Genomic DNA, 16,198 nt, shown 5'->3' on the forward strand with positions numbered 1-16,198 from the left:
GGTCCCGGTCCCGTACCGGGACCACCGCACCCGGGGTTACGCGCGGTTCGCGCGGTAGTTCCGGAACAGCAGGTACGTGTCGAGAATGTCCGCCGGATCGCTCTCGACCGAACGGTAAATGCCCCACTTCGGCCGCACGTAGTCGCCCTGGTCCGGCAGCTTCACCCCGGTCTTGCGCCCCTGCGCGGCGATCGGCGCACCCGCACCGGCGCCGCTGCGGATCACGCACGCCGCCGCTCCCGCCTCGCCCGGAGTGAGCGTCCACTCGACCGTGATCCACTTCTCTCGCAACGGAGCCAGCTTCGCCGCCGCGATCGACGGCGAACCCGGATTCGCGTACGCGCGAGCGGAAATCATCTCCACCCCGCCGTCCCGGACCAGATCGAGCGTCACCCACGGCCCGTCGTTCGTCGCCGGGGTCTTGGTCTGGAAGATGTGCGTGAACCGGCTCGTGCCGTGCAGGCTCGCCGGAATGAACATCTCGTAGGACAGCGTCCACGTCTCGCCGTCGCGCATCTTCAACGCGGAACCGTTCTGCACCATGCCCTTCGTCTCGGTCCGCTGCCGATCCCCGCCGCCCGTGGTGTCGCGGTCGTCGCGCCAGATGGTGAACCGGTAGTGATTCCCCTCCACCACCACGTACTTCCGGTCCGGATGCAGACCGCCCCGATCCGCCTCGACGCCCTCGAACGCCTTCAGCCCGTCCTTCACCGGATCGGGATGCCACAACGGACTCGCGGCAGCGGCGAAACGGGCCAGCGGCCCGGCCGAGAACGGAACAGCGAAGGCTGCCCCGGCGATCGTGCGCAGCGCCGCACGGCGCGGGAAACCACGGGAATCCGGCATCGCGGAGTGTCCTTTCCGAACAGGAACGAAAGGGGCACATCGGCCGGCGGCGCAGTACATCCGATGTCTGGTGAGTCAAAGGTAAGAGTCCTGCCGAAGGCGGTCAAGCGTAGGCCCGCACGACCGTCCCCGTGCGGTCGCCTTCGACGCAGTCCACGTAGTGCCGCACCAGTTCGTCCATCGGCACCGGGCGCATCCCCGGGAAATGCCCGCCGAACTCGTCCGCCGAATCGCCGACCATCGTCGGGCTCACCGCGTTGACCCGCATCCCGCGCGGCAGCTCGATCGCCGCCGACAGCACGAAACTGTGCAGCGCCCCGCTGATCACCCCGCCGCCGGTGACGTGCGGCCACGCCTCGTCGGCGAAAATCCCGGACGTCAGCGTGAACGAAGCGCCGTCCGCCGCGTGCCGCTGCCCCTGCAGGACCAGCTCCACCTGCCCGTAGAACTTGGCCCGCATGTTCTCGTGCAACTCCGCCGACGTCAGCTTCGCGAACTCGTCCAACGCGCCGTGTGCGGCGATGCTCACGACCGCGTCCACCGCACCGACCTCGCGGTACATCGCCGCGATCGTCTCCGGCTCGGCCAGATCGACCCGCACCTCGCCCGACGTCCGCCCGGCAACCACGACGTCGTGCCCGCGCGACCGCAGCTCCGGCACCAGCCGTTTTCCGATCGTCCCGGCCCCGCCGACCACAAGAATTCTCATCGCACCTTCTCCTTCGCCACGGGTTCCGCACAGCTGCGGGCCAGCAACGCGAGCGCGTCGGCGTCCGCGGCGCCCGGCAGCGCGTAGAACAGGCCGAGCTGCTGATCGTCGTCCGGCAGCGTGACCGTCTCGTTCGCGAGCGTCAGACGTCCGACCACTGGATGGTCGAGTTCGCGCACGTAGTACGAGCAGGTCCGGACCGGCCGCTTCGCCCACATCCGCGCGAACTCCGGGCTCTCCACCGCCAGCCGCCCGACCAGCTGTTCCAGCACCGGATCGTCCCGATGCCGCGCGACCGCCTGGTGCAGCGCTGCGACGGTCACCGACGCCTTGTCCGCCCAATCCCGGTACAGCGCGCGATGATGCGGGTCGAGGAACAGCATCCGCGCGATGTTCGGCCGGATCCGTTCGTCCGGCGCGTCGAACGCGACGTGCCCGGCCAGCAGGGCGTGCCCGAGCCGGTTCCACGCCAGCACATCGGCCCGGTGATCGACCACCACCGCCGGCATCGCGGGCATCGCCGCGAGCAAATCCCGCACCGCGGGCCTGAGTTTCGTCCGTCGGGACCGCGGCCGAACCGCCCGCCGAGGAGCCGCGAGCGCCCGCAGATGCTCGTGCTCGGCCGGATCCATCCGCAAGGCCGCGGCCAGCGCGTCGATCACCGCGTCCGAGGCGCTGCTGCTGGCCCCTTGTTCGAGCCGCGTGTAGTAGCTGACGCTGACCCCGGCCAGCTCGGCCAGTTCCTCCCGGCGCAACCCGGGAACGGCGCGCCGCGTGCCGCCCGGCGCGATGCCCGCGGCCTCCGGCGTCAACCGCTCGCGACGGCTGCGCAGGAAACCGCCGAGTTCGTTGCTTCCGTTGCTCACCAGGCCATCCTGGCGCGCCGCCGAGCCCGCCGCCTGCCCCTGACCGGGATACCCCGCGGCGTCAGAACATCTTGCTCAGCACGTCGTGCCAGGCGGTGACGGTCTGCGCGAGCTGCGCCCCGGTCTTGGCGGCCTCGGCCACCGCGCTCAACGCCAGCTTCGCCCGGCCGCGCTTCTGCTTCTCCCCGGGTTCAGCAGCCGCCTCGGCGATGTCCTTGACGTGGTAGAGGAGTTCCTCGCGCTCGTCCTCCGGCAGATCCGGATCCTCGCGCACCGCGGCCGAAAGCGCCTCGATCGCCTCGGCCAGCCGGTCGTCCCGTCCGGCGACCGGAGCCAGCACGGTCGTGATGTCCCGCACCGTGCTGTTGAGAATGAAGTTGCTGTGCGTCACGTCGCCGCCGATTTCGATGCGGTGGCCGGACTGCGGCGCGGAATCCCGTTTGTAGTCGGCCATGTTGCCGAGCACCTCCGTCAGATAGGCGAGAGCGATGGTGACGTACGCCAGGTAGACGCGGGCGAAGCCGCCGTGGCTGAGCTGGCCGGTGTTCCACTGCGCGACCCACTGGAACCCCTCGGTGCCCCTGGCCAGCCGGCGGCGGATCTCCTCGGTCACGAACCCGTCCAGCACCCCGCCGTCCAGCTGCCAGCCGGAGCGGAACTTCGCGGGCCACGACCCGGTGAGCGCGCTCTCCCGCAGCTTGGCGGTGTCCGCGAGGAACTCCCGGAGGTCCTGCTCCATCGCCTCGCCTGACACGTGGTCCTTGAACCGGGCTTCCTTGGGCCGGTGCATGAGCGGAAGCAGCTTGGGCCGGGGGAGCGCGGCCAGCCCGTCCGCGACCGCGACGAGCGCGGCGTGCAGGTCGCCGAGAAGGGATTCCCATTCGCCGGGCGGCAGGACCGCGATCCCGGCACCGTCGTCGGCCCGCCCGTAGCGGGTCTGCAGGCTGTCCCGGAACCTCTGGGCCAGCGCGCCGGTGAGCGTCGCCAGCAGACGCTCGGCTCCCGGATGGATGTCCGATACCAGATTCCGGCGGGCGGCCGCCCACCCGAGCAGGTCCTTGACCTGCGCGACCACCTCGCGGGTCGGACGGGTGCCGCTGCGCTCCGGCCCCCACCAGACGTTGTAGCGGCCCCAGTCTTCCTCTTCCTGGAAGTACCGCCCCGGTTCGCACAGCCGCTCGACCGGCGGGCGCAGCGCCTTCGCGCGGGCGCGGGCTTCCTCGGCGATGCGGACCGGGATCGCCGCGAGCACGTCGCGGATCGCCCGCCGGGCACTGTCGGCGTCGGACACGGCTTCGCGCACCGTGCCGTCCAGCGACAGCTTCAGCGGACCCGGAGGCCGGGCGTCGGGCAGCTTGGCCGCCCGGGTCGCCCGCTGCCATTCGGTCGCCCGCGAATACCGCTCGCTGCGAGTCTTGTCCTTCGCGGACTTGGCGTTCGCCGCGACCGTCGTCTTGTTCTTCTCGTACGCCTTCGATGCCAGCCAGAGCCCGCCGCCGATCAATGCGATCCAGACGACGACGTTGAACCCGCCGGTCACCGCGTGGTCAACATCGCTGTTGACCGCCGCGGCGATCAGCACCACGACGATGACGACCGCGATCGCACACCCCAAAACGCCCCCCGCCCGGCCCGCACCGGGAGTGCGACCGCCGTCACAGCATGATGCCACGACCGGCCGGCGCGGGACGATGACAGCGGAACCCCGAGGGGAGAAGCCGGTGCAGGAACACGAACTCGACGCCTTGCTCGCCACGTCCCGCATCATCCGCACCTTCACCAGCTACTACCGCGCTGTCGACGAGCGGCAGTTCGACGCCCCGCGCTTCCAGCGCATCTTCGCGCCCGACGGCAAGATCGTGCGCCCGGGCGGCGCCGAAATCGCCGGACCGGCCGACATCGCGGACAGCCACGCCCGCAGCTTCGCCCGCTTCGAGGCGAGCCAGCACCTGCTCACCGGCCACGACGTCGACCTCGACGGCGCCACCGCCGAGGTGCGGGCGAATCTCGTCGCGATCCACCTGTGGAAAGACCGCCCGGTCACCGTGCGGATGGAAGACCGCGCGTTCACCGCGGGCGGCGTCGTCACCGCGGACCTGCGAGAAACCGCGAAAGGCTGGCGCATCACCGAAGTCCGCACCAGGATCCTGTGGCGGACCGGCTATTTCGGCGACCTGGCGCAGACCCGCTGACGGCGTCCGCGAACTGGCCGCAGAACCCGAGCTGCGGATCAGCGGCACCGGGGACCGAGAACCGGGCCTTCACCGTGAGCTCGGCGTCGTCGGGCAGGCCTTTGCCGTGCGAGGAGAACCGGGTCACGACCGCGAGATCGTGGTCGCCGGACACCGTTTTCCCGCAGCCGAGCGCCTTGTCCAGCGCGGAGACGACCTGCTCGCCGGTATAGCCCGCGTACTCGGCGAGCCGCTGCCGGATCCACCGAGTGTCCTTTGTGGAGTACGCCTGCGCGCCGTCCCGCGCGGCCGCGTCCCAAGAAAGATCGCCAGCTCCCGGCTCCGCGTGACGACCCCGCGAGCACCGGTCAGCGCTTGAGCGCCCGGTACCGGTTGACCAGCGCGGTGACGGTCGCGTGGTCCGCATGGCGGTTGAGCGCGGCCACCAGATCGTCCGGGCACCGCTGGAACGCCTCGCCCCACCAGCGGCGGGCCCGGTTGTCCCAGACCTGGTACCCGCCGGGCACGCCCCGCGCCACGTAGCGCCGTTTCGCCATCGTCAGTCCCGGTCGAACGCCGCGGCGAACATCGGGGCCAGTTGCTTCAGCTTGGCCTGCAGCACTGGCGCTTCGACGCTGCTGCTGCCGGTCCGGACGGCGAGCAGCCGGTCTCCGCGGCCGAGCACCAGCACGCAACTGGTCAGCCTCGGCTCCCGGAACCGGCGGCAGAACGCCAGGTGCCGGTCGGCGAGACCGGAAACGGAGAACCGCGTGGCCAGATCGGGGTACTTGCTGCAACTCAGCGACTCCTCGAGAACGGTGACCATCTGCTCGCCGGAGTACCCCTCGTACTGCGCCGCCAGCTGCCAGACATCCAGCTCCCCGGCGCTGGCAGTCGCCTGCACGTTGCTGCGCAAGGCGGACTCCCACGGCTGCTTGCCCTCGCACGCCGCCACGACGTGCAGCGGCGTGATCCACTTGACGGCAAAGGACGACGGAGCCTGCTTCTGCTTGGCCCCCGCCTCGCTCAACTGCTTCTCGTCCGGCAGGTATCGGGTGAGCTCGTCCGCGGAAGACGACGCGGGGGGAGGGGCGCTCGCGCAGCCTCCGGCGAGCAGGACGAGCCCCAGCAGCGTGATGAGCCTTCGCACGTCAATCCTGGTCGAACGCGGCGGTGAAGGTCGGAGCCAGCCGCTTCAGCTCGGCTTGCTGTTCCTCGGCGCTCGCGAGCCAGCCAGCGGCGGTGAGCGCGAGCACGCGGTTGCCGTGCGCGAACACCAGGACGCACCCGGCCACCCGCGCGTTCAACTGACCGCAGAAACCGAAGTGCGGGTCCGCGACCCCGGCGACCGAAAACCGCGACTTCACCGCCAGCCGCCGTCCTTCGACCACCGCGCTCCCGCAGTCCAGCGCGGTACGGAGACCGGAAACGACCTGCTCGCCGGAGAAACCCCGGTACTCGGCAAGCAGTTCGTCGATCTGCATCTGGTCGGTCACGGACACCGCCCGCACCCCGTTCTGCGCGGCGGAATCCCACGGCTGGTCCGCGCCGCACGCCCGCACGATGCGCAGCGAAGTGCCGGGGGAGACGCGCGTCCGGTGCTGCTGGATGCGGACCCGGGCCGCGGACAATTGCTCATCGCTCGGCAGATACTTCGTGAGGTCTTTCGCGACCGGAGCAGCCGAAGCCGAAGCGGACACCGGCGCGGAACTGGTCGCCGAACTGGACGGCGGGCCCGCACTCGGCGCCGGCGGCGCTGCCGGGGTTTCCGCGGCACAGCCCGCGACCAGCAGGACAAGACCGGTCACCGCGACGGAAATACGCATGATCCTCCCCATTCGGGAGAAAGATCGCCGGACTCCGGTCCAGCGTTACGACCCCGCCCAGCCCCGCCAGGTCCGCACCTCGGTCACCACCACCGCATGCTCCGGCGGCCGCTCCGCGTACTGCGGATACTTCGCGGTCAGCCATTCGACGTACGAGTCCCGCGAAGCATCCGCGACCACCCGCGCCACCCCGTCCGCGCGCGCCCACCACAAGCGCGACCAGTCCTCGTCGTACTCGTCGACCAGGAACGACACCGCCGGGTTCTCCGCGATGTTCGCCAGCCGCCGCAACGACGTCGTGGTCTTCGGCTTGTGGTCGACCGCGAACACCACCGTGTCCTCGCGCACCGCGAACGTCACCGGCACCAGATGCGGGACCCCGCGACCGTCCACTGTGGCCAGCCGGGCCACCCGCGCCGCGGCGAACCGGGCCCGGGTTTCCACAGTGGACAGTCGCATGCTCAGTCCAGCGCGGGGGAGTCGAGGGTCAGCGTGCCCAGTTCGGTGTCGAGCGAGGCCGAAACGCCGAGCGGCACCGTCGGCGACCCCGCCACGTGCCCGAAACCGAACCCGCTCAGCACCGGGACCCCGAGCGGCGACAACCGTTCCGCCAGCAGTTCGCGGACCTCCGCCGGGTCGCCGCACGCGGCCCACGAACCCAGCACGATCCCCCGCACGCCGTCGAACCAGCCCGAGCGCAGCAGCTGCGTCACCATCCGGTCGATCCGGTACGGGCTCTCGGTCACGTCCTCCAGCAGCACGATCCCGCCGCGCGCGGAGCCCTGCTCGGCCGTGCCGATCCCGGACGCGAGCAGCGACAGGTTCCCGCCTACCAGCACGCCCAGCGCGCGGCCGGGCACCACGACGTCCGGCTCCCGCGCCCGCAGCACCCGCGCGTGGTCCGGCTCGAACAACGTCCGCCGCAAGTGTTCCGCCGCGGGCTCGTCGAACAGCACGCTCGCGGGCATCGGCGAAAGCAGCGACGCGAGGCCCAGATGCGTGTGCACGGCCCGGTGCAGCGCGGTCACGTCGCTCGACCCGGCGAGCACTTTCGGACCGGCGGCCCGCAACGCCGCCCAGTCCACCAGATCGATCATCCGCTGCGTCCCGTACCCGCCGCGCGCCGCCAGCACGCACCGGACCTCCGGGTCCAGCCACGCCTCGGCGAACTCCGCCGCCCGCGCCTGGTCCGGCGCGGACAGGTACGACCCGCCCGAAGCCCGCACCCCGGCCCCGACCCGCACCTTCACGCCCCAGCTGCCCAGCACCGGCAACGCGGCGTCCAGCAGATCCTGCGGCACCGGCCCGGACGGCGCGACGAGCGCGACGGTGTCCCCGGCGGAAAGTCTCGCGGGCCTCATCGGGACAGCTCCAGCCGCGGCACGTCCGGCGTCTCGAAGCCGAACACCTGGCCGTAGAAGGAAAGTTCGGCCTCCAGCGCGGCGACGATCGTCTCCGCCTTCCGGAACCCGTGCTGCTCGCCCTCGAACCGCAGGTACGCGTGCGGGATCCCGCTGCCGTCGATCTCGGAGACGAACCGGTCCGCCTGCTCCGGCGGGCAGATCTGGTCCTCCAGGCCCTGCAGGAACAGCACCGGCCCGGCCAGCGCGCCCACGTGCGTCATCGGCGAGCGCTCCCGGTACCTCTCGGCGGCCTCCGGATACGGGCCGACCATGCTCACCAGGTACTGCGATTCGAAGTCGTGCGTTTCCCCACCCTCGCCGGTCCATCCGGTGAAGTCGAGAATCGGGAACTTCACCGTCGCCGCCGCGTAGGTGCGGGTCATCGTGATCGACGCGGCCGAGGTGAACCCGCCCGCGCTGCCGCCCCGGATGCCCAGCCGGGCCCGGTCGGCGATCCCTTCCGCAACCAGCGCTTCGGCGACCGCCGCGCAGTCGCGCACGTCCACCACGCCCCACTGCTCCCGCAGCCGCTCGCGGAACGCCCGCCCGTATCCGGTGGAGCCGCCGTAGTTCACCGCGACCACGCCGATGCCGCGGCTGGTGAAGTACGCGAAGTCCAGGTCCAGCGATTCGTCGCTGTGCCCGGTCGGCCCGCCGTGCACATGCACCACGTACGGCGGCAGTTCGCCTTCCGGCGCGGCGAAGTCCGGGTTCGTCGGCGGGAACACGTACGCCGGGATCTCCGCGCCGTCCGGTCCGGTGAACACGCGCTCCTGCGGCACCGGCAGGTACTCCGCGGGCGGCAGCGACGCGGGCTGCGGCGTGAGGGCCCGCCACTTCCCGGTGTCCGGGTCCAGCACCACGACCGCGCTCTCGTGCCGGGGTCCGCCCGCGATCCCGGCGATCCCGTCCGGCGTCGCGGCCAGCCCGCTCGACGACCACACGGTCAGCTCGGTGTCGACGCGCGTCACCGAACCGTCGCTCTCGTCCAGAATCGCGAGCTTGCCGGAATCGAGGACCGCGTGCTTCCCGCCGCCCAGCGAGGCGAACCAGCTGGTGCCGAGCTTCCACATCGGCCCGCCCAGCTCGCGTTCCGCGGGCGCCAGGTTCGCCACCGAACCGTCGAGTCCGACCCGGTGCAGGTTCCACCAGCCGTCCGGGTCGGCGAGCACGAGCAGCTGGTCCGCGGACTCCCACGCCACCTGGCACACCGCGACCTCCGGCCCGCCCGCCAGCACGCGCGCGTCCCCGAACGACCCGTCCGCGGCCACCGGCGCGACGAACAGCTCGGTCCCGTCCCACGGCATCGCCGGGTGGTCCCACGCGAGCCACGCGGCGTGCGCGCCGTCCGGCGACAGCTGCGGCGCGGTGAAGAACCGGTGCCCCTCCACGAGCACCCGTTCGGCGGAGCCGTTCAGCGGGATCGCGACCAGCTCGCGGGAGATGTCCGTGCGCCGCGGCCCGGTGCTGCGCTCGCGGACCGCCCACACCTCGCCCTCGCGCCCGGGCCGGAGATCGCAGTACCGGACGCCCTGCGGCGTGGCCGGTTCCGGCGTCAGCGGGGCGACCTCGCCGTCCTTGAGCGCGTACACCCGCTGATCGGCCCAGTGCGTGAACACCACGACGCCGCCGACCGCGAGCCACGGCCGCCCGCCGTACTCGTGCACCCGGTTCCGGACGTTCCACGGGGCGGGCAGCACGTCCTCGACGCCGCCGCCGGGAAGCGCGCGCACGAGCGCGACCCGGCCGCCTTCGGCAGGCCGCGCCTCCGCCCACCAGAGCGCGCCGTCGACCGCGGCGAGCCATTGCGCGCCGCCGCCGGCGGCCGCGGCGCCGGCCGCTGTGACGGGAGAGGTCCAGGTTCCATGAGGAGAGATGCGAGGCACCCGGAAAGCCTAACGAGGATCCGCTGCGTGTCCGGATCCGCACGCACCGCGCAGGAAACGCGCGCGAAGGTCCCTCAACCCGGGGCGGCGGATGCCGATCATGCGTCCGTGGCCTAGGGTCGAAGACGCTATGTCACGCGTAATCCACGTCTTCCGCAAGCCCGACCGGTTCGTGGCCGGCACGGTCGGCGAGCCCGGCGACCGCACCTTCTACCTCCAGGCGACGGAGGACGTGCGGACGATCAGCGTCACGATCGAAAAACAGCAGGTCGTCGTCCTCGCGGAGCGGCTCGGGTCGCTCCTGGAGGAAGTCGCCAGCCGGTTCGGCGCCGACGTGCCCAGCCACGCCCCCGACGACGAGGTCGACACCGACCCGCTCACGGTGCCCGTCGAGGAGGAGTTCCGGGTCGGCACGATGGGGCTCGGCTGGGACGCCGACTCCGGCGCGGTCGTCGTGGAACTGCTCGCGATCACCGAGGGCGAGATCGACGAGACCGTCGTGCTCGACGACACCGAGGAAGGCCCGGACGCGGTCCGCGTGTTCCTCACCCCGGTCGCCGCCCGCGCCTTCGCCGAACGCGCCGACCGCGTCGTGAACGCCGGCCGCAAGCCGTGCCCGCTGTGCGGCGAGCCGCTCGACCCGGCCGGGCACATCTGCCCGCGGCAGAACGGGTACCGGCGCGACGTCGACGTGACCGAGGACTGAGGGCGGCCGTGGCGAGCACCGCGCCAGGACCTGCCGACCCCGCCGCCCGCGATTTCGTCTCCCGCGGGCGCATCGACGTCGAGGGCAGGCTCGTCGACGCCTCCAACGTGACGCTGTTCTGCGCGATCGAACTCGACGGCGTCACCGGCCGCGTCGTGTACAAGCCGGTGTCGGGGGAGCGGCCGCTGTGGGACTTCCCGGACGGCACGCTGGCCGGCCGCGAGGTCGCGACCGCGATGATCTCCGACGCCTGCGGCCTCGGCGCGATCCCGCCGACCGTGCTGCGCGACGGCCCGTTCGGGCCCGGCATGGTGCAGCTGTGGGTCGAGACCGACGAGGACGCCGAAGTGGTCGACGTCTGCGCGCCCGACGAGGTCCCCGAAGGCTGGCGCACCGTGCTGCACGCGCACGACCGGCTCGGCGAACCGGCGGTGCTCGTCCACGCCGACCACCCGGACCTGCGCGAACTCGCGGTCCTCGACATCGTCGTCAACAACACCGACCGCAAGGGCGGGCACCTGCTGGCCGGAACCGACGGCCGCGTCTACGGCGTCGACCACGGCATCTGCCTGCACACCGACCCGAAGCTGCGCACCGTGCTGTGGGGCTGGATCGGCGAGGACCTGCCCGAGGACGCCGTCGAGAAACTGCGGAAACTCCGCGCCGACCTCGACGGCCGCCTCGGCGCGGAACTCGGCGAACACCTGACCGCCTTCGAGATCCGGGCGCTCTCGCAGCGCACCGACTACCTGCTCGCCGAGGCGGTGTTCCCCGAGCCCGGCGACGACTGGCGCGCGATCCCCTGGCCGCTGTTCTGATGGCGGAATCCATGGACACCGCCCTGATGGACGCCGACGCCCGCGCTCGCCTCGTCACCCGGTTCGGCCCCGTCGCTGAAGCCTGGTGCGACGCGCTGCCCGCGCTCGTCGAGCGGCTCTGCCGCCAGTGGGGCCTCAGGGTCTCCGAGGCCCGGCCCGGCAACACCGGCCGCACCCTGCTCTGCCGCGACGGCGAGGGCGCGCTGAAGGTGCTCAAACTCTGCCCGGACCGCGCGATCGCGACCGCCGAGGCGACCGCTCTGGGTTCGTGGGCCGGACTGTCGCGGGTCGTGCAGATCCTCGACGCCGACCTCGACCACGGCGCCGTCCTGCTCGAAGGACTCGAACCCGGCGACACGTTCACCGGACGCGGCGCCGACGTCCCCTGGGACCAGATCGGCGAACTGCTCGCCGACGTGCACGGCGTCCCCGCCGCCGGACCGTTCCCGACCCAGCTCGAACGCGTCCGCTTCATGTTCGGCCTCGCCGAACAACGCCTCGCCGGATCCCCGGCCGAAGCGCACCTGCCGCTGGAAGCGCTGCGCACCGGCCTCGCCCGGTCCGAGAAACTGGCGGCCAGCGGCCCGATCGCCCTCGTGCACGGCGACCTGCACCCCGGCAACGTCCTGGACGCCGGACCGGAACGCGGAGCGGTCGCGATCGACCCGCGGCCGTGCGTCGGCGACCCGGCCTTCGACGCCGTCGACTGGGCAGTCCTGCCGATGGCCCACGGCGGCGCCGTCGAGGACGGGATCGCCGAGCTCCCGCACCTCGACGGCGACCGGGTCCGCGCCTGGTGCGTCGCGCTCGCCCCGCTGGTCGCGATGGGCCCGCTCCGCCGCGGCGGACCGACGCCCTTCACGGACGCGGTGCTGCGGATGGCTCGCTGAGCCGCACAGCCCGGCCCGAAAACTCCTGCCGCGCTGGACCCTCGCAACCAGCGACTAGCCCCGGGCGACCTCAGCGGTGTGCGCGGGGGTGTAGCGCTCGCCCTTCACCTGGTCGCTCAGCGGCTCCAGCGCGGCCAGCGCCTCGGCGTCCAGAACGATCTCCAGCGCGGCCGCGTTCTGCTCCAGCCGGGCCGGACTGCGGGTGCCCGGAATCGCCGCCACCCCCACCCCGAGCCGCTCGGCCTGGGCATACACCCAGGCCAGCGCCACCTGAGCCGGCTTCGCACCCAACCGCTCGGCCACCTCGCGCACCGTCTGCGCGATCTTCTCGTTGGCGTCGCCTGCCTCGCCGGCGAAGCGGGGATTGGTGCGCCGGAAGTCCTTCTCGCCCAACGCGGAGCGGTCCAGGGCACCGGTCAGGAACCCCCGTCCCAGCGGCGAGTACGGCACCAGCCCGACCCCCAGCTCAGCCATCACCGGGGTGACCGCCTCGACGTCGCGCGTCCACAGCGAGTACTCGCTCTGCACCGCGGCGATCGGATGCACCGCGTGCGCCCGGCGCAGCAGCTCGCCGTCGACCTCGGACAAGCCCAGATGCCGGACCTTGCCCGCCTGGACCAGCTCGGCCATCGCCCCGACGGTCTCCTCGATCTCCACGTCCTGGGGCGGGCGGTGCGCGTAGTACAGGTCGATCACGTCGACGCCCAGCCGCAGCAACGACGCGTCGCACGAACGCAGCACGAAGTCCCGGGCGCCGCGGATGCGCCGCGCGCGGTCGCCGGCGCTCCGGTCGATGCCGAACTTCGTCGCCAGCTGCACCTGGTCCCGGCGGCCATGGACGGCGCGGCCCACCAGCACCTCGTTGTGCCCGGCACCGTAGGCGTCGGCGGTGTCCAGGAAGGTGACGCCCAGCTCCAGGGCCCGGTCGATGGTCGCGAGGCCGCCGTCCCAGTCGGAGGCGCCGTAGCTCTCGCTCATCCCCATGCACCCCAGTCCCATCGCGCTGACGCGAAGACCGGACGAGCCGAGCGTGGTTCGGGTGATCATGCGGTTGCTCCTCCTGCCCGGCGGACCCGGGCGGCACCTCGACGGCTGACGTCCCCGACGCTAGGAGCTGGAGCGCGCTCCACGTCAAGCCGGCGCATCGGCCGCCCGTCCCCGGCGTGGCGGCGGGACGCCCCGGCGCTGCGCCGATAACGTGCCCGACCGTGCGCTATCACGACGTGCTGTCCGGCCCCCGCAAGCGGAAAGTGCCGGAGGTCCCGGCCGAACCAGGGCTCGTGGTCGAAGACCCGGCCAGCGGGTACTGCGGCGCGGTGGTGAAGATCGAATACGGCAACGTCGTCCTCGAGGACGCCAAGGGCCGCCACCGGGTGTTCCCGCTCGCGCCCGCCGCGTTCCTGCTCGAAGGCAAACCGGTCACGCTCGTGCCGGTCAAGAAGACCGCCGCCCCCGCGCGGCAGGTGTCCGCGTCCGGTTCGGTCCGCGTGCAGGGGCTGCAGGCCCGGGTCGCGCGCGATTCCCGGATCTGGGTCGAGGGCAAGCACGACGCCGAACTGGTCGAACGCGTCTGGGGACACGACCTGCGCGTCGAGGGCGTCGTCGTGGAACCGCTCGACGGCGTCGACGTGCTCGCCGACCGGATCGCCGAATTCGGCACCGGACCCGGCCGCAGGCTCGGCGTGCTGGTCGACCACCTCGTCGCGGGCAGCAAGGAATCCCGGCTGGTCGGGCAGATCCGCGACGAGCAGGTGCTGGTCACCGGCCACCCCTACATCGACGTCTGGCAGGCGGTGAAACCCGCGTCGGTCGGCATCCGCGCCTGGCCGGAGATCCCGCGCGGCGTCGAGTGGAAGACCGGCATCTGCGACGCGCTCGGCTGGGGCGAACCGTACGAGGGATGGCAGCGCGTGCTCGCCGGGGTGCGCAGCTTCCGCGATCTCGAAACGCCGCTGATCGGCGCGGTCGAACGGCTCATCGACTTCGTGACCGAACCGGGTGACGACGCTCCGTAGTGTCCGGTATGCCGGAAAAATCCAAGGTCACGCGTCGGTCACGTCGAGTAGTTTGCCCGGTGCGAAACGACGCGATCTGAGAGCATGAGGGCATGGCAGCGGCTCTGATCTGGCTGATCATCGGCATCGTCCTGATGATCGCGGAGGTGATCTCCGGGGACTTCGTGCTGATCATGCTCGGCGTCGGCGCGCTGCTCGGAGCCGGCTCGGAGGCGCTGACCGGCAACATCTACATCGACGTCGCCGTCTTCGCGGTCAGCTCGGTCGGGCTGCTCGCGCTCGCCCGCCCGGCGCTCAAACGCCGCTTCCTGGCCGGGTCGGCCATTCCCACCGGCATCGACGCGCTGGTCGGAGCCCGGGCCGTCGTGGTGTCCACTGTGGACTACGATGCCGGCCAGGTGAAAATCGGCGGCGAGGTGTGGTCGGCGCGCGCCGTGCACGAATCGCAGCCGCCGATCGCTCCGGGCACCAGCGTCACGGTCGTCGAGATCTCCGGCGCCACGGCCGTGGTGGACATCGTCTCGTGAGGTTCCGTCCGAGGAAAAACGGTACTAGGTAAGGGGAAACGCTCTTGTCGACAATAGCGATCGTCGTGGTCGCACTGCTGGCTCTGTTCGTCATCATCACGGTGGTCAAGGCGATCATGGTGGTGCCACAGGCCCAGTCGGCGGTGATCGAGCGGCTCGGCCGGTTCCGCACGGTCGCTTCGCCCGGCCTGACCTTCCTCGTCCCGTTCCTGGACAAGGTGCGCGCGCGGATCGACCTGCGCGAGCAGGTCGTGTCGTTCCCGCCGCAGCCGGTGATCACCGAGGACAACCTGACGGTGAACATCGACACCGTCGTGTACTTCCAGGTCACCGACTCGCGCGCGGCCGTCTACGAGATCTCGAACTACATCATCGGCGTCGAGCAGCTCACCACCACCACGCTCCGCAACGTGGTCGGCGGCATGAGCCTGGAAGAGACGCTGACCTCCCGCGACTCGATCAACACCCAGCTGCGCGGCGTGCTCGACGAGGCCACCGGCCGCTGGGGCATCCGCGTCGCCCGCGTCGAGCTGAAGGCGATCGAGCCGCCCGCATCCATCCAGGACTCGATGGAGAAGCAGATGCGCGCCGACCGGGAGAAGCGCGCGATGATCCTCACCGCAGAAGGCCAGCGGGAATCGTCGATCAAGACGGCCGAAGGCCAGAAGCAGAGCCAGATCCTCGCCGCGGAAGGCCAGAAGCAGGCCGCGATCCTCGCCGCCGAGGCGGAACGGCAGTCGCGGATCCTGCGCGCGCAGGGTGAACGAGCCGCCCGCTACCTCCAGGCACAGGGCCAGGCGAAGGCGATCGAGAAGGTGTTCGCCGCGATCAAGGCCGGCCGCCCGACGCCGGAAGTCCTTGCCTACCAGTACCTGCAGACCCTGCCGCAGATGGCGCAGGGCGACGCGAACAAGGTCTGGATGATCCCGAGCGACTACGGCAAGGCCCTCGAAGGCTTCGCCCGCGCACTCGGCGCCCCGGGCGACGACGGCGTGTTCCGGTACGAACCGCCCAAGGACGACACGCCCGCCAAGCCGGACCTCGACGACGACGAGGTCGCCGGCTGGTTCGACACCACCAGCGACCCGAAGGTCGCCGAGGCGGTCGCCGCCGCGGAAGCGGTGGCGCGCAAGGAAGTAGAGGGACCGCTGGGCGCGGCCTCGGGCGAGTCGCGCCGGGCGATCGGCGGGGCTCCGGCGAAGCGGGAGGCTCCCGAGCCGGTGCAGGAGGAAGAGCCGCCCGCACCGCCGGAGCGCCCGCCGCCGAGTGCGCCGCCGCCTGCTCAGCAGCAGCAGTCGCTGCCGCAGCCGCAGCCCCCGGCCGGGCCGCCGCAGGGCGGGCCGTACCAGGGCCCGCCGCCGCAGCAGTTCGGCGGACCGCAGGGCCCCGGACCGGGCAGCGGACCGTTCCCGCAGCAAGGCCCGTTCGGCGGACCGCAGGGCGGACCGCCGCCGCAGCGCTGATCGCGTCACGCACAGGGGCTGCCACTCCGATTTTCGGGGTGGCAGCCCCTTTTTCTGTGCCTGCCGCCGAAA

General features: G+C 71.8%; 18 protein-coding genes. 7 read left to right on the forward strand and 11 right to left on the reverse strand.

What is annotated here, in order from left to right; all coding sequences use genetic code 11:
* Window positions 1–36 precede the first annotated feature (36 nt).
* The 4 genes from DMP23_RS16295 to DMP23_RS16310 form a co-directional block, all read right to left on the reverse strand.
* Entirely contained in the window at window positions 37–846 is an 810-nt protein-coding gene (locus DMP23_RS16295; protein WP_337821560.1) for a hypothetical protein, read from the reverse strand.
* A gap of 103 nt (window positions 847–949) precedes the next feature.
* Window positions 950–1,555 (reverse strand): short chain dehydrogenase, encoded by a 606-nt coding sequence (locus DMP23_RS16300; RefSeq protein ID WP_337821561.1) that lies wholly within the window; start codon window positions 1,553–1,555, stop codon window positions 950–952.
* Complete coding sequence (locus DMP23_RS16305) at window positions 1,552–2,421, reverse strand: helix-turn-helix transcriptional regulator (RefSeq protein WP_337821562.1); 870 nt, start codon at window positions 2,419–2,421, stop codon at window positions 1,552–1,554. The genes DMP23_RS16300 and DMP23_RS16305 overlap by 4 nt, the downstream gene beginning before the upstream one ends.
* A 61-nt stretch (window positions 2,422–2,482) precedes the next feature.
* The gene (locus tag DMP23_RS16310) at window positions 2,483–4,036 is read right to left on the reverse strand and encodes a hypothetical protein (protein WP_337821563.1); all 1,554 of its coding nucleotides are present in this window, start codon (window positions 4,034–4,036) and stop codon (window positions 2,483–2,485) included.
* A 106-nt stretch (window positions 4,037–4,142) separates the two neighbouring features.
* Here DMP23_RS16310 and DMP23_RS16315 point away from each other — a divergent pair, with 106 nt between their 5' ends.
* On the forward strand, window positions 4,143–4,613 hold the full coding sequence (locus tag DMP23_RS16315) for a nuclear transport factor 2 family protein (protein ID WP_337821564.1): 471 nt from the start codon (window positions 4,143–4,145) through the stop codon (window positions 4,611–4,613).
* A 347-nt stretch (window positions 4,614–4,960) separates the two neighbouring features.
* Here the strand turns inward: DMP23_RS16315 and DMP23_RS16320 are convergent, their stop codons facing one another.
* Genes DMP23_RS16320 through DMP23_RS16345 form a run of 6 tightly spaced genes read right to left on the reverse strand, consistent with a single transcriptional unit; the run spans window position 4,961 to window position 9,707 of the window.
* Complete coding sequence (locus DMP23_RS16320; protein ID WP_037805973.1) at window positions 4,961–5,149, reverse strand: hypothetical protein; 189 nt, start codon at window positions 5,147–5,149, stop codon at window positions 4,961–4,963.
* A gap of 2 nt (window positions 5,150–5,151) precedes the next feature.
* Entirely contained in the window at window positions 5,152–5,742 is a 591-nt protein-coding gene (locus DMP23_RS16325; RefSeq protein WP_337821565.1) for a hypothetical protein, read from the reverse strand.
* Between the two features lies 1 nt (window position 5,743).
* On the reverse strand, window positions 5,744–6,418 hold the full coding sequence (locus tag DMP23_RS16330) for a hypothetical protein (protein ID WP_337821566.1): 675 nt from the start codon (window positions 6,416–6,418) through the stop codon (window positions 5,744–5,746).
* A 45-nt stretch (window positions 6,419–6,463) separates the two neighbouring features.
* Window positions 6,464–6,877: a TIGR03668 family PPOX class F420-dependent oxidoreductase gene (locus tag DMP23_RS16335; protein ID WP_337821567.1), complete on the reverse strand. Its 414-nt coding sequence runs from the start codon at window positions 6,875–6,877 to the stop codon at window positions 6,464–6,466.
* Window positions 6,878–6,879: 2 nt separating this feature from the next.
* On the reverse strand, window positions 6,880–7,779 hold the full coding sequence (locus DMP23_RS16340) for a S66 peptidase family protein (protein WP_134661478.1): 900 nt from the start codon (window positions 7,777–7,779) through the stop codon (window positions 6,880–6,882).
* Window positions 7,776–9,707 (reverse strand): alpha/beta hydrolase family protein, encoded by a 1,932-nt coding sequence (locus DMP23_RS16345; RefSeq protein WP_337821568.1) that lies wholly within the window; start codon window positions 9,705–9,707, stop codon window positions 7,776–7,778. Before DMP23_RS16345 ends, DMP23_RS16340 begins: the two co-directional genes overlap by 4 nt.
* 130 nt (window positions 9,708–9,837) lie before the next feature.
* On the opposite strand from DMP23_RS16345, the gene DMP23_RS16350 reads away from it, so the two are divergent.
* From DMP23_RS16350 to DMP23_RS16360, 3 genes are read left to right on the forward strand one after another with little or no spacing between them, the layout of a single operon-like run.
* Window positions 9,838–10,413, forward strand: coding sequence for a DUF3090 domain-containing protein (locus DMP23_RS16350; protein WP_037805986.1), 576 nt, complete (start codon window positions 9,838–9,840; stop codon window positions 10,411–10,413).
* 8 nt (window positions 10,414–10,421) lie between these two features.
* Window positions 10,422–11,231, forward strand: coding sequence for an SCO1664 family protein (locus tag DMP23_RS16355; protein ID WP_043838798.1), 810 nt, complete (start codon window positions 10,422–10,424; stop codon window positions 11,229–11,231).
* An 11-nt stretch (window positions 11,232–11,242) separates the two neighbouring features.
* Window positions 11,243–12,121 (forward strand): phosphotransferase, encoded by an 879-nt coding sequence (locus DMP23_RS16360; protein WP_337821569.1) that lies wholly within the window; start codon window positions 11,243–11,245, stop codon window positions 12,119–12,121.
* A 54-nt stretch (window positions 12,122–12,175) separates the two neighbouring features.
* Here the strand turns inward: DMP23_RS16360 and DMP23_RS16365 are convergent, their stop codons facing one another.
* Window positions 12,176–13,168 (reverse strand): aldo/keto reductase, encoded by a 993-nt coding sequence (locus tag DMP23_RS16365; protein ID WP_337821570.1) that lies wholly within the window; start codon window positions 13,166–13,168, stop codon window positions 12,176–12,178.
* Between the two features lie 161 nt (window positions 13,169–13,329).
* Between DMP23_RS16365 and DMP23_RS16370 the strand changes: the two genes are divergently transcribed.
* The 3 genes from DMP23_RS16370 (at window position 13,330) to DMP23_RS16380 (ending at window position 16,126) form a co-directional block, all read left to right on the forward strand.
* The gene (locus DMP23_RS16370) at window positions 13,330–14,136 is read left to right on the forward strand and encodes a DUF3097 domain-containing protein (RefSeq protein WP_037805991.1); all 807 of its coding nucleotides are present in this window, start codon (window positions 13,330–13,332) and stop codon (window positions 14,134–14,136) included.
* A 92-nt stretch (window positions 14,137–14,228) separates the two neighbouring features.
* Window positions 14,229–14,663: an NfeD family protein gene (locus tag DMP23_RS16375; RefSeq protein WP_037805993.1), complete on the forward strand. Its 435-nt coding sequence runs from the start codon at window positions 14,229–14,231 to the stop codon at window positions 14,661–14,663.
* A 116-nt stretch (window positions 14,664–14,779) separates the two neighbouring features.
* A complete protein-coding gene (locus DMP23_RS16380) occupies window positions 14,780–16,126 on the forward strand; it encodes an SPFH domain-containing protein (RefSeq protein ID WP_443111343.1) in 1,347 nt (448 codons plus the stop codon).
* Window positions 16,127–16,198: the final 72 nt, after the last annotated feature.

Origin of the sequence: Amycolatopsis sp. A1MSW2902 (assembly GCF_017312175.1) — a bacterium.
Taxonomy (GTDB): Bacteria; Actinomycetota; Actinomycetes; order Mycobacteriales; family Pseudonocardiaceae; genus Amycolatopsis; species Amycolatopsis nivea.

Excerpts from the sequence above, each read along its gene's own strand:
- DMP23_RS16295 (WP_337821560.1), bottom strand. The coding sequence starts at position 846 with ATGCCGGATTCCCGTGGTTTCCCGCGCCGTGCGGCGCTGCGCACGATC.
- DMP23_RS16300 (WP_337821561.1), bottom strand. The coding sequence starts at position 1,555 with ATGAGAATTCTTGTGGTCGGCGGGGCCGGGACGATCGGAAAACGGCTG.
- DMP23_RS16320 (WP_037805973.1), bottom strand. The coding sequence starts at position 5,149 with ATGGCGAAACGGCGCTACGTGGCGCGGGGCGTGCCCGGCGGGTACCAG.
- DMP23_RS16330 (WP_337821566.1), bottom strand. The coding sequence starts at position 6,418 with ATGCGTATTTCCGTCGCGGTGACCGGTCTTGTCCTGCTGGTCGCGGGC.
- DMP23_RS16335 (WP_337821567.1), bottom strand. The coding sequence starts at position 6,877 with ATGCGACTGTCCACTGTGGAAACCCGGGCCCGGTTCGCCGCGGCGCGG.
- DMP23_RS16340 (WP_134661478.1), bottom strand. The coding sequence starts at position 7,779 with ATGAGGCCCGCGAGACTTTCCGCCGGGGACACCGTCGCGCTCGTCGCG.
- DMP23_RS16350 (WP_037805986.1), top strand. The coding sequence starts at position 9,838 with ATGTCACGCGTAATCCACGTCTTCCGCAAGCCCGACCGGTTCGTGGCC.
- DMP23_RS16360 (WP_337821569.1), top strand. The coding sequence starts at position 11,243 with ATGGACACCGCCCTGATGGACGCCGACGCCCGCGCTCGCCTCGTCACC.
- DMP23_RS16365 (WP_337821570.1), bottom strand. The coding sequence starts at position 13,168 with ATGATCACCCGAACCACGCTCGGCTCGTCCGGTCTTCGCGTCAGCGCG.
- DMP23_RS16375 (WP_037805993.1), top strand. The coding sequence starts at position 14,229 with ATGGCAGCGGCTCTGATCTGGCTGATCATCGGCATCGTCCTGATGATC.
- DMP23_RS16380 (WP_443111343.1), top strand. The coding sequence starts at position 14,780 with ATGGTGGTGCCACAGGCCCAGTCGGCGGTGATCGAGCGGCTCGGCCGG.